Annotated in this window: 11 protein-coding genes; 3 read left to right on the top strand and 8 right to left on the bottom strand. The window is 40.0% G+C overall.

Going from position 1 to position 11,975, the window contains the following annotated elements; all coding sequences use genetic code 11:
- The 3 genes from AC1DSL_RS08720 to AC1DSL_RS08730 all read right to left on the bottom strand — a co-directional run.
- Positions 1-529 (bottom strand): hypothetical protein (locus AC1DSL_RS08720; protein ID WP_477531900.1); only part of this gene is annotated, 529 nt, incomplete at its 3' end.
- 4 nt (positions 530-533) lie between these two features.
- Complete coding sequence (locus tag AC1DSL_RS08725) at positions 534-4,361, bottom strand: AAA domain-containing protein (RefSeq protein WP_477531901.1); 3,828 nt, start codon at positions 4,359-4,361, stop codon at positions 534-536.
- 421 nt (positions 4,362-4,782) lie between these two features.
- Positions 4,783-5,388, bottom strand: a complete 606-nt coding sequence (locus AC1DSL_RS08730) for a TetR/AcrR family transcriptional regulator (RefSeq protein ID WP_477531902.1) — start codon at positions 5,386-5,388, stop codon at positions 4,783-4,785.
- Between the two features lie 120 nt (positions 5,389-5,508).
- Between AC1DSL_RS08730 and AC1DSL_RS08735 the strand changes: the two genes are divergently transcribed.
- Positions 5,509-6,054 (top strand): hypothetical protein, encoded by a 546-nt coding sequence (locus AC1DSL_RS08735; RefSeq protein ID WP_477531903.1) that lies wholly within the window; start codon positions 5,509-5,511, stop codon positions 6,052-6,054.
- A 244-nt stretch (positions 6,055-6,298) separates the two neighbouring features.
- Here AC1DSL_RS08735 and AC1DSL_RS08740 read toward each other — a convergent pair whose 3' ends face one another.
- The 5 genes from AC1DSL_RS08740 to AC1DSL_RS08760 form a co-directional block, all read right to left on the bottom strand.
- Positions 6,299-7,312, bottom strand: a complete 1,014-nt coding sequence (locus AC1DSL_RS08740; protein ID WP_477531904.1) for an HAAS signaling domain-containing protein — start codon at positions 7,310-7,312, stop codon at positions 6,299-6,301.
- The gene (locus tag AC1DSL_RS08745; RefSeq protein ID WP_016428627.1) at positions 7,299-7,646 is read right to left on the bottom strand and encodes a PadR family transcriptional regulator; all 348 of its coding nucleotides are present in this window, start codon (positions 7,644-7,646) and stop codon (positions 7,299-7,301) included. The genes AC1DSL_RS08740 and AC1DSL_RS08745 overlap by 14 nt, the downstream gene beginning before the upstream one ends.
- A 197-nt stretch (positions 7,647-7,843) precedes the next feature.
- Positions 7,844-8,581 carry an ABC transporter permease gene (locus AC1DSL_RS08750; protein WP_477531905.1) on the bottom strand — a complete coding sequence of 246 codons (738 nt, stop codon included), beginning with the start codon at positions 8,579-8,581 and terminating at the stop codon, positions 7,844-7,846.
- Positions 8,582-9,484 (bottom strand): ABC transporter ATP-binding protein, encoded by a 903-nt coding sequence (locus tag AC1DSL_RS08755; protein ID WP_477531906.1) that lies wholly within the window; start codon positions 9,482-9,484, stop codon positions 8,582-8,584. It lies immediately after the preceding gene.
- A 397-nt stretch (positions 9,485-9,881) separates the two neighbouring features.
- Entirely contained in the window at positions 9,882-10,295 is a 414-nt protein-coding gene (locus tag AC1DSL_RS08760; protein WP_477531907.1) for a hypothetical protein, read from the bottom strand.
- 225 nt (positions 10,296-10,520) lie between these two features.
- Between AC1DSL_RS08760 and AC1DSL_RS08765 the strand changes: the two genes are divergently transcribed.
- Positions 10,521-10,712 (top strand): hypothetical protein, encoded by a 192-nt coding sequence (locus AC1DSL_RS08765; RefSeq protein WP_477531908.1) that lies wholly within the window; start codon positions 10,521-10,523, stop codon positions 10,710-10,712.
- Between the two features lie 148 nt (positions 10,713-10,860).
- Positions 10,861-11,844: a GMP reductase gene (guaC, locus tag AC1DSL_RS08770; protein WP_477531909.1), complete on the top strand. Its 984-nt coding sequence runs from the start codon at positions 10,861-10,863 to the stop codon at positions 11,842-11,844.
- Positions 11,845-11,975: the final 131 nt, after the last annotated feature.

The raw sequence follows: 11,975 nt of genomic DNA on the forward strand, positions 1-11,975 counted from the left end.
GTATAATTTGTGAGTCTTTCAGTTCGTTCACATTTAATTGATTGTTGTCTTCACCAAAACGATAATCAGGAAGTTGATCGTCTGCCTCTACTGACGTTTGATTGGTATCCTGAATGAGAGCATCGTTATGATAGGGACTGAATGCAACTTCGACCTCTTCCTCCAAGGAATCATGCACGAACGTTCCTACTTTCAGTTGTTCCATCCCAAGGTCGGTCAGCCGATAGAAACCTTCATTTAACTTAACCATCTGATTTTGTATCATCAGCTTCAGCATATGATCCACAAAAATGTTTTCCACCGCCAGCAATTCGCTGATTTCTTCAGTGTGTTTGACGTCCAGTTTCCCCAAAATCTTCAAGATCATTTTCATCAGTACATCCATTTGACTTCGGATACCCGTTGTCATCTGAATGTTAGCAAGTTGAAGCGGAAACCCCCATCTCTCACTTCCAAGCAAGCGAAGATGCCGTTGTTCCAGCAACACGGTCGATACTTTCGACATTTCTGTATCAAGTTGTTTGCTCATAAAATCACTTCCTGCCTGCGTTAGTTTCCAATTGTTTCAGTCCCTCGTATTTCTCTACGACATTCAATACGTGTCGGAACATGATCTTTTGGGATTCGCCGTGGGCTTTTTTCGTGAACATGTCCGCACTGCCGACAATCATAAGAAGTTCACGTGCTCGAGAAAGTGCCACGTTTAATCGTCGGTAATCCTTTAAGAACCCAATGTTCCCATCCTTCTGGTGATGATTACGCACGAAGCTCAGAATGATAACATCCATTTCCATCCCTTGGAATTTATCGACTGTTCCTGTTCGGCAATGAAGGTGAGGCAGGTCGAGTTCTTGGCTGAGAAGACGATCCACTTTTTTCACTTGTTCCCCGTAAAAACTTATGACGCCTACTTTCTTCTTCACGTTAGCATTCAGACGGCCATCCTTTTTCGCGTGAGCTGTCGCCTGATCCAAATCCAGTAATAATTCACGGATTTGTTTCAGCTCAGCTGCATTGTAATAGCTACGGCTATGCTGCTCCCGCTCCTCAAGAAATCCTTGCTCATTCGGCATATCGTACCAAATGATATGCTGCCCACGTTTGAACAGCTTGCCATCCAGCAAGTGATCACGTTCTTTGCTCGAATCAGCCAATCCGCATTCCAATCCGTAATTATTTTCACGGTAAAATGGGTTGATTGTTTCCATTATGTGCTCATGCATTCGGTATTGAATGCGAAGCGTTGCCTTGCTGTCTTCAGGCAAATCATTGAACAACCGTTCAAAAATGGATTCTTTCAAAATCGATGTCAAATCAGCTTTCTCTTGTGCATCGGTCATATCTTCGAGCACTTCGTCCATCGTGTCCTGTCCGACCAACGGAGGCAGTTGATGATGATCGCCAACCAAAATGATTTTCTTCCCTTTTAACATCGGCAGCAGTAATTCAGGTGGTGTTGCTTTTGATACCTCATCAATAATGACCACATCAAAATCGGGATACTGTGTCACAAAATCCTTACTTGCCGAAATCGAACACGTTACACCAATCACATTCGCATACTGAATATACAATTTCTTGATTTCATCCATATCATAAGCAGTTGATTGTCCCAGCATATCCTGCCACTCGAGACGAATGTCGTTGGAAACGTTCAGGAAAGTTTCTTTTCGTTTTAATTCGATTAATTGTGCTGATGTATTCTCGAAGTTCGTATTCACTTCGTTCAATAAAGCATCTACATCGATACTGATAATTACTTCAAGGTCGGTCACTTCTTTATTAATCGTTGTTTGCTTGAACTGTTCATCAGCCAATTTCTGTGCCAAATCTGCCATTGTATCTTGAATTTGGTTCATTTCGTTTTCACGTTTTTGCATAACCCCTCGTTGCACGGAGGTTGCTTGTACCAAACCTTCTACGAAGCTCTCTTCTGTTCCCATCTGCTCAAGCTCTGCCTCTTTTTCCGTAAGAGCCTTTTCGATTTCGACCATTGGAACAAGTACTTCTTGATTGGGTACCGTTTCACGCATACCGGAAAGATTCTTTTCAATAGAATCAATTTCTTCAACCAGTGCAGAAAGTTTTGGAGTCAATAAAGTGGTCTCTGCAGCTAACTCCTGCAGACGTGTTACAAGAGTTTGTCCAACGACTTCTTTCAGCTGTTCAAATGAAGTCAAAATTTCATTCTTTATTTGCTCATTTCCTTGTGCACCATTACGTGTTAATCCAACTTTTCTGGATACTTTCAGGACCATCATATGTTCATAAATAGCCGACAATTTTTGTCGATCCGTTTGATTTAACGGCTCCCGGAATGCGTTCATTTGTTTGGTATAATCCCGAAATGCGTCTACGACTTTTTTTACATACCGATCTTCAAGCTTCACTCCAACAACATGAGGCATCATCGATATCTTTTTTGCGAGCATCTTCATATTGTATTGATGCGCGTTTAGTTGCTGTTCTGCATAAATAATGGCTTTACTCAACGTGTCATCCACTTCGGAATGATTCCCTATTTGAATCGAAGCTTGATAGTTCATACGCAACTGGTCCATATGATGAAAAATCGAGTTGATTTCAGATGAACGAGCCCATGATTCCTGCCCCATCAACTTTTGTAATTCAGGGATTTTCTTAACATTTGGGATTTGCTTCGCTATATGTTCCAAAGTCGCTTGCTGAGAAGAGGCCTTCTTCAATTGGTCCACATTTTCCTGATGCTCATTTCTTTTCTGTTGAAGAGATGTTGCCGTTTGTAAACATGCTAACTGTTTTTGAAGTACTTGAATTTCATCATTGAGTTTAATGTGAAGTTTAGCAAATTCACCTGTGCCCGAAAAAAGAGCTACTTGGTCATTCAACCGTTCATATCGGCTTTTTGCATCCTCAAAAATGTCCTGACTCATAATCAATTGAAAGTCAAATTGATCTTTTTTTCGCTTCAACTCTTGAACGTATGACTGACTTGACTTCAGTTCGTGCTGAAGTCTGTTCAAATTTTCCTTGGCTTGATTCTTTTCCGTTTTCTTCGTTTCAAGAGTCTCTATTTCACTCTTCAGATGGTCGATTGTTGCTTCAGTTTCTTTAATAGAAGTAAGAAGAACCTGTCCATCTTTTTTAAACTGGTTTACATGCGTCTGGATCGACAAAAGCGTCTGTTGCTTCCAGTAAAGAGCAACTTGTTCTTCAACAAAACGCTGCCCTTCTTCCTCGATGCTTTCACTTCGACCGATTCGTAAAATTCGAATGTCCTGGTCCGTCAATAATTTACCCAGTGCATTATCAACCGCCAAATTCGATTGTGAGGCTACTAGCGTTTTCAAACCCATTTTCGCATGCTGATAACAAATTTCAGAAATAACCGTGGTCTTTCCTGTTCCGGGTGGCCCTTGTATGACATACATATCCTGTGCGGCAATCGCGCCTTCTACTGCCTGTCGTTGAAATTCATTCAGATTTTGCTTGAAGGTTAAGTCTTCCGGAACCTTCCCTTTTCGCACAGTCGGTCGTTTCTCGAATAACAGCTTTTCCAGGTTCGGATTAACTGCCCAGCCATTTTCCAGACGCTTGAACCCATCTTTCAAACGATTAATTTGTGCCATTTCCGCTACATTATCGAATGCAAGCTTCCCGTTTGCCGGCACTCGCCATTTTCCCGTTCGTGCTTTTTCCTGAAGATCCTTGGCAAGTTCTACATCAATGGTTCGTTTGCCCATTTGCACCTGCACAACATTTCCAAGACTTTGGTTCGTCGCTACTAACTTAACAGCCGACTTTTTGTAATACTTATCAAACCCATTCGGCAGCTTATGAAGCTCAAATGTGACTTTACGGAAATCCAGACTTAAACGGGCACTCCGGATGCCAATTTCAAGTCTTTCGACATCGGCATTACGCTCCATTACCCGTAAATAAGATTCCCAGCTTGAAATCCGTTTTTTTACGTACTCCGATCGGTCGGAAGCAATAGGTAGAGACTGAATAATCCTATAAAGAGCGAGCGTCATTTCCGTAGACACCAAGCCTTTACGGTCAAATGCCATCCTCATCTGCAAATGGCGGTTATTTCCTAATTGAATACGCTTTTTAGTTATATAGAAATGAACGACCTCAAGCCCGTTACCAATCCATTCGCACTCCATGACTGGCGTACCTTCAATAGCTTCTGACTCTATATATAAAGACACGCGTTTTTGATTCGTCTGTCCATCTGAAAGGCGTTCCATATGAACATCCACAACTGGAGACACGTTCAACAAGTTCGTCATCTCTTCAGCCATTTTCGGTTTATTTTTCTTAAACCGGCTGCTCACGGCTAAGTTACACCGTGTTATTTCACTTACTATCACACTCACCTCTGAAACACTCCTAACCCGTCCAAACCATATCTTCCTATTGTAAAGGATAGTTGTCCTCAAATCGACCGCTCATGAAGAATCCTTTTTGCCCTTTTTTTGGAACTTATTATCACAGAAAAAAGCGACTGAAGTTGTTTTTCAGCCGCTTTCGAATTTCTTTATGAAATTCCAACAATATTTCAATGATCTTATTTTAAGGAATTATACTATCCTCTATCACCTATTTAGATTCATTCACTTTATGCAGGTACATTCGAGCGTTGCGCACCTTCCCCATTAAACGTCGGTTTCACTTTATTAAAAATTCTTTTGTTTACTGAATTGATACACTTTCTTCTGGACACCATCCCTGTTATTAAAGAAAAGCACCCCTAATCGGATTGACTGTCGATTGGAGATGCTTCTTTTTCAGTTCAATTCACAAAAATATAGAACTATTTAATGGATGAAGAAGTAGGAGATTAACGTGCTTAACAATAATAGGGACGATACGCTCTCTCGTCAGGCGCACAGGTGCAAGCAGGCAATGGATGGCGAGTCCATCCACCAACGCATACAGTGTTTCGATTTCTTCCTGAAGTTCAATTCCTGGTTTCAATCTTCCGTGTGCTTCCAGTACAGAAAGGAATTGCTGTAGCGCCTGCAAAATCCCATCATCTCCCTCGAATTTATGACGGAATTGGACATTGGCCATGAAGTGGAACCAAACTGTCATTTCGAGACGGGACTGGTCATCCAAAGGAATAATTTCCAAAGAGAAATGAACAAGCAACTCATCCATTGGTATGTCCTGTGCAAACTTTTTCTCAATCCGTTCCGTCACTCTTTCTTTCACCAACTCCATCGAATAGCTCAACAGCTCTTCTTGAGAAGAAAAATAATGGCGCAAAGAACCTAATGATAGATTGGCTTCATCGGCAATCGCCCGGACAGTTGTTCCTTCAATCCCTTTCTTCATAATCATTTCCCACGTGGCTTCTGCAATAATTTGTCTTCGTTCTTCGTGATTCACTTGTTTTGGCATAGGTTTATTATAGCGACTAATGTACAGTCAGACAATCTTTTTAGAACACTTGTATTAAATAAAACTTGTGGTATATTTTAATTAATACGAACGTACTAAATAAAACATGGAGGTGTGCACATGAATGGAATTGCTTGGGCCATTGTCATCTGTGAAATTTTATTTTGGTTATTTATCGTCAGTGGGCTTGTTGTTCGCTATCTAGGAAAAAGAGAAAAACTTGGGTTTATACTTTTAGCAATGACACCTTTGGTGGATTTGGCTCTGCTTGTATTAACGGGATTCGACTTGTACAGAGGTTCGACTGCCACGATGGCACATGGAATTGCTGCTATCTACATCGGGGTTTCCGTGGCTTACGGTAAATCGATGATTCGCTGGGCTGATGATCAGTTTTGTTTTTATATCCTAAAAAGCAGGAAGAAGCCCGCCAAAAAAATGGGAATGGCTTTTGCTAAACAAGATTTCCTCAATTGGATTAGGCATCTCTTCGCCTTTTTAATCGGTGCTGGGTTATTACTCGGTTTGACAATATGGGTGGGCAATGCCGACAGAACGGAAGCTTTTCAACAAATTCTTCGCGTATGGGCGATTGTACTCGGCATTGACTTACTCATCACCTTGAGTTACTTTATCTGGCCACGCCCAGCGAGGCATACAGCCTAACTCTGCAAGTATTGATAAAAACAAGGAACAGATTTATCAAGTGAAATTCAGCCATAATGAAAAGAGACTTTCAATTATCCATAAATTGAAAGTCTCTTTTCAGTTGCTTGAAATTGGATATAAGAAATGAATTTTAACGCCTGCATATGTTATAGTTTCTCATTTTTTTGTAACACCAAGTGGACGCTTTTCGTTACGCATGTTATGGCCAATTAAGTTATGTTCAACCTAATAAAAGCCAAGCTTATTGTTTAAGTGGACCCGGTAGTGAAATTTTTGCTTTTCGGTATCCCTCAAAAATATCAATGGCCGCAAACACTACACACACGATGATGATGCTTTGATATGCCCAATCATAAAGGTTGGAATCAATCTTCAGTTGTTGCAAATAGACAACGAACTGCTCACTCAAAATCGAATCGTTTCCAATGATTGTCGCTAAAACCACCAGAGTAATGAGGTGTGTAATGGTATTCAAACTTGCAACTTTCATCGTCCATTGTCCGACAAAAGCTTTATACAATGCCAGAGTTACCTCCAATACAATTACAAGGACTACTAGCAGCCAGTAAGAATTCAGTATTTCCTGATTAAAAATGGGGAATTGAAATTTGATTCCGTTCGCTCCATCTTCATAGGTTCCTACCAATTTAGCAGCGTTGAAGTAAATAGCTGCCCAGGTGGCTGTCCATATTAGACTGCCTAAAATCATACATTTTTGAATGGCTTTTTTCTTTGGAATTGGATTTACGTTCTTTAAATCTTCCGGAGTCCATTTCTTCATACTCATCGTGAGTGGTGCCTGGTCTCTGGATTTGTCCGTCCATTCAATGACAGCAAAGACCAAAGTTAACCAAAACGCTGTTTGCATGGCAGTGCTCAACAATTTCCAAATGGCTATTCCGAATACGTTGAGAATGACGGTTATGATTTCTTCATCCCCTTTAGCCGAAACAAGTGCATCCGCCACCGAAGCAATCAGTGTGATTGTCATTGCTATTGGTAGGATAAGTTTCAAAAGATTGATATATATATCGAAATACTTCGGGCCGATCAGATGCATAGGCCGATCCAAATAATTGTGTGCCATCACTGACGGATTGCCAAGCTCGGCGAGCACTGCCTTTACTTGAGCTTCGGTCGGTTCATTTGGAAGCATATCTTCTATTGTAGAACGCAATTCTAAAGCAATGTCTTCCCTTGTGTTTTCAGGCAACCTTCTTGTAACTTCATGGATGTACAAATCAATCCACTTCATCTTGTTCGTCTCCTTTCAATAATCCGTACAGTTCTTGTGATGTTTTTTCCCATTCTTCTTTTAGCTGTTCAAAAATTTTCACACCGAATGCACTCAATACGTAATATCGGCGCGGCCTGCTCTCTGTTGTCTCCCATGTACTGGTCACGAGCTCTTGTTTTTCTAAACGCCTCAATAATGGATAAAGTGTACTTTGATCAATTTTGATGCCGTTCTTTTCCAATCTTTGGACGAGTGAATAACCGTATTGTGGTGTTCTCAATTGACTCAATACCGCCAAAGTTAACGTCCCCCTGCGCAATTCAGTCGTCAAAGAACCCAATAGTTGATTCATTATTTCACCTCTTTCTCTATACTGTATGTCACACACCTTCATACTGTACATCATACATTATTGTATTCTGAAAAGTAAATTAAAATGAAGGCTTATGAAAAAGAAAAAAGACTTTCAATTAATTATTAATTGAAAGTCTCTTATTGTAGCTGAAAGAAAAAATGAATCACGGGAACTTAATCTTTATCGCAGATTTCTTACACCGCTTGCTGTTTTTTACGAATATACAGGGACAGACACATAAACAACACTAGATAAAATGCCAAAATGGCTATGTTTTTCACTTCAGGTACATTTCCACGAATGATTTCCCATGCCCCGTTGCCGTAATTGTATGCGGGCAACCAAGACCCCAATGTTTGGATTGTTTTCGGCAACACTTCCATTGGCATCCACATACCACCTGTGATTGCCAGAAGCATATAAACCATGTTACTGACCCCACTAGCTGTTTCTACCTTCTTCATCGTCCCAACCAGGACACCAATACCAAGGAAAGGAATAGAACCTACTAAAATCCACAATCCACTCATTATCCAGTCCATCGCAGGCAAAGATACCCCATTAATCAAAACCCCTGCAACGAAAAGCACAACAATTGACAACACATGAATCATCGTTTGCCCCAGCATTTTTGACAGGAAATAGACCATTCCAGAGAGCGGTGTCACTTTCATGAATGTTGTCCAGCCCTGTGATTGTTCCTGTACCATCCGTATGCCCAACGTCATGATTGCACTTCCCATTACACTGAACGTCGTAATGGACATCAGGAAGTGTGCATTCCATAGTTCTCTGTCAGGAACATCCGTATTCATGATTTTTGTAAAAATCACATAAAACACAATTGGCATAAAAAGTGACCAGAAAAGATAATATGGGTTACGGAAAATCCGTAAACCTTCAATTTTGCATTGATTTAGGAACATATTCATTTAGATKACCTCCTGTGGTTCAATTGTCAATTGTTCAAATGCTTCCTCAAGACGTCCTTTTTCAACCGCAATATCACTTACTTCAAATTTAGATTCAAAAATTTTATGTAAGACCGCATCCGTGTTACTGGTGAACACATGAATCCGTCCATTTTTTTCAAGGACTTTTGACACATATGGCTCTTGAAGGAAAAGCATTTCAGATTCCACTTTTGAGGCAATGAATGAAATAGACTGAGTCAAAAGATTGCCTTTAATTTTTTCAGGGCTTCCGTCCGCAACTATTTTTCCTTTATGGAATAAAATGATTCGGTCAGCTATATCATCAGCTTCTTGCAAGTAATGCGTGGAAAATAGAATCGTCTTTCCTTGGTCGGCCAGTGTTCTCACGGTATCCAAAAAAACTTTACGTGCTGCTATATCCATTCCGACCGTCGGCTCATCAAAAAACAAAAGATCCGGATTACCCGCAAGTGCTAAAGCAAAACCGACTCTACGTTTTTGGCCACCCGATAGCTTTTCAGTTCGTTTGTTCAATTCTTCTTCGTTCAATCCCGTTAAGCCGATTAGCTGATCGAGCGACAGCGGTTCTGGATAGTAACTTCTAAACAGACGGATGATTTCCTTCACCTTTAGTCCATCCATCAAACTGACTTCTTGTAGCATCACGCCTATTCTTTCCCGAACCTTCACTTCATTCGCATTTGATTGGAACAGCTTGGATTCGCCACTTGTCGGATGCAATAGGCCAAGCATCATGAGGATGGTCGTGCTCTTGCCAGCCCCATTAGGACCTAGAATCGCAACGACTTCTCCTTTCTCAACCGAAAACGAAACATCGTCCACCGCTTTATTGTCTTTAAATGTTTTTGTAAGTCCTATAATTTCAACAACTTTTCCCAATCCTTCAGCCCCCATTAGCATAATGCTTTTTCACTTTGAAATTTACGTTCATATCCAGTCTATTACGTCTTGAAATACACGCATTTGGCTCTACCTTTTGTTACATCCCTTCCATCTCGATGGCAAAATGAATCCCACTAGTTGAATGTCCATTATCAATGACTTGTTATAAATTCCTACATGCATGTAAACAATTGCAATAGTGTACATTTTTGTTTTCGTTAAGAGTTACAGAAATCCCTCTTTTTTACAATAACTAATATAAAGTTTCGCTAAGTTATCGCACACCACGCCTTCTCTATTCTTAATTAATGTGTAGTCCATCGTGACTCTGGTTGGACGAGTTGGTCCTTTACACAAAAAAATGGTCAATCCACATTGGACTGACCATGATCAATTACTTCTTATAGATTTCTTTATAAGCAATGACTTGCAACGCCAACATTTCTTCTTCCGTTAAGTCCTCATTGAGGGCCTGCAATACTTCTTCTTTAGATGCAGAGCCATTTTTCACTTTTGCTTGTAAATCTTGAAGCTTAGTGACGCCAACCTTTTTGACCAGGACGCGTGTGGCTTCTCCTTTAGTAGTAAAAGGCAATGTACTTTCATCTGCCGACTCGGCTTCCTTCATCATTTCCATCAGTTCAGGGTCATTTTCTATATAGGATTTCACTTCATTTATTTGCCCACTAGCCTCGAGTTCCGTTGAAACGGAATCAACCACTTTTTCCGAAGCGACATTGGTTCCGAAATAATAAAGTCCATAGCCTGCTAGTCCTAAAATCAGGATTACAACTAACAATTTCTTCATCTTCTCACTCCTTTTTTACGGTGCATTATATAACAGACGTCTGGGAACACAAAAAGTAACGGCTTTCATCTGTTCAATTTTTACCAATTATTTTTTTATTTTTTGTATCATTTGATTATTTATGGCATATACATATTGAATGTGGTCAAAATTGAAACCATGTTTTCATTGGAATGCATGCAATGAAATGATCATACGCAAAAATTAAAAAGAGAAGGTGAGTACATGATTAATCATTATGAATTGCAACAAATGATGGAAGCGAAAAGAATGGAGATAGATCGTCAAATTGAAATGCAGTCTTATTTCCTACAGGGAGAGCAGACAAAAGCAAGTTTGAGTATGTTGGAACTGTTCAAGAAAATGTTCAGCAATCGAAGAAATAGCAGCAAGGACAAATATTGTGAAAATTGCTAGAAGCTTAGATAAGCATGCGGAAATTGCGTTACTTCTTTCATTATCTTGATAAAAACTTTGACATACAAGTTAATTTGTTATAAGTTACCCTATGGACGAACAATTACAATTAACTTAGCTTTAATATTCGTGTTTAGGAGTGCTTATTATGGAAAATGTGTTTGATTATGAAGATATTCAATTGATTCCGGCAAAATGTATAGTTAATAGCCGTTCAGAATGTGATACAACAGTCGCTTTGGGCGAACATACCTTCAAGTTGCCTGTGGTGCCAGCAAATATGCAGACGATTATTGACGAAAAGATTGCGATTTACTTAGCTGAAAATGGTTACTTCTATGTAATGCATCGTTTTCAACCTGAGAAGCGAGTAGACTTTATCAAAAATATGCATTCCCGTGAATTAATCGCATCAATTAGTGTTGGAGTTAAAGAAGAAGAATATCATTTCATCCAACAATTGGCTGATGAGCAACTTATACCGGAATACATCACGATTGATATTGCTCACGGGCATTCTAACGCTGTGATTGAGATGATTCAGCATATCAAGAAGCACTTGCCTAAAAGTTTTGTTATTGCTGGAAATGTCGGAACCCCGGAAGCAGTTAGAGAATTAGAGAATGCAGGTGCGGATGCGACTAAAGTGGGCATTGGACCAGGGAAAGTCTGTATCACGAAGATTAAGACCGGATTTGGAACGGGTGGTTGGCAATTGGCTGCACTTCGTTGGTGTGCCAAAGCTGCAAGCAAGCCGATTATTGCTGATGGTGGTATTCGTACACATGGCGATATTGCGAAATCAGTCCGATTTGGTGCTTCCATGGTTATGATTGGTTCATTATTTGCCGGTCATGATGAATCTCCAGGAGAAACAGTTGAAAAAAATGGCAAGCTATTTAAAGAATATTTTGGTTCCGCTTCGGAATTCCAAAAAGGCGAAAAGAAGAATGTTGAAGGCAAGAAAATGTTTGTTGAGCATAAAGGTGCTTTGGACGATACGTTGAAAGAAATGGAACAAGATCTTCAATCCGCTATATCCTATTCGGGAGGAAACAAGTTAGAAGCCATCCGCAACGTGGATTATGTAATCGTCAAGAATTCTATTTTTAACGGTGACAAAGTGTATTAAGATTACGCTGAATTTCTTATGAATTTCCAGTAAAATGATTGGCATATTCATATAAAACGGGCGGCTGAAGATTGTACTTCAGCCGCCCGTTTTCTCTAAAAATTCAAGTAAATAAGACCGTTATCGAATGT

It is taken from the genome of Paenisporosarcina sp. P4_D4 (assembly GCF_056401835.1).

Bases quoted from the DNA above. Each gene is read 5' to 3' on its own strand.
- AC1DSL_RS08730 (WP_477531902.1), bottom strand. From the start codon at position 5,388: ATGCCAAAACAAGTGAATCACGAAGAACGAAGACAAATTATTGCAGAA.
- AC1DSL_RS08735 (WP_477531903.1), top strand. From the start codon at position 5,509: ATGAATGGAATTGCTTGGGCCATTGTCATCTGTGAAATTTTATTTTGG.
- AC1DSL_RS08740 (WP_477531904.1), bottom strand. From the start codon at position 7,312: ATGAAGTGGATTGATTTGTACATCCATGAAGTTACAAGAAGGTTGCCT.
- AC1DSL_RS08745 (WP_016428627.1), bottom strand. From the start codon at position 7,646: ATGAATCAACTATTGGGTTCTTTGACGACTGAATTGCGCAGGGGGACG.
- AC1DSL_RS08750 (WP_477531905.1), bottom strand. From the start codon at position 8,581: ATGAATATGTTCCTAAATCAATGCAAAATTGAAGGTTTACGGATTTTC.
- AC1DSL_RS08760 (WP_477531907.1), bottom strand. From the start codon at position 10,295: ATGAAGAAATTGTTAGTTGTAATCCTGATTTTAGGACTAGCAGGCTAT.
- AC1DSL_RS08765 (WP_477531908.1), top strand. From the start codon at position 10,521: ATGATTAATCATTATGAATTGCAACAAATGATGGAAGCGAAAAGAATG.
- guaC (WP_477531909.1), top strand. From the start codon at position 10,861: ATGGAAAATGTGTTTGATTATGAAGATATTCAATTGATTCCGGCAAAA.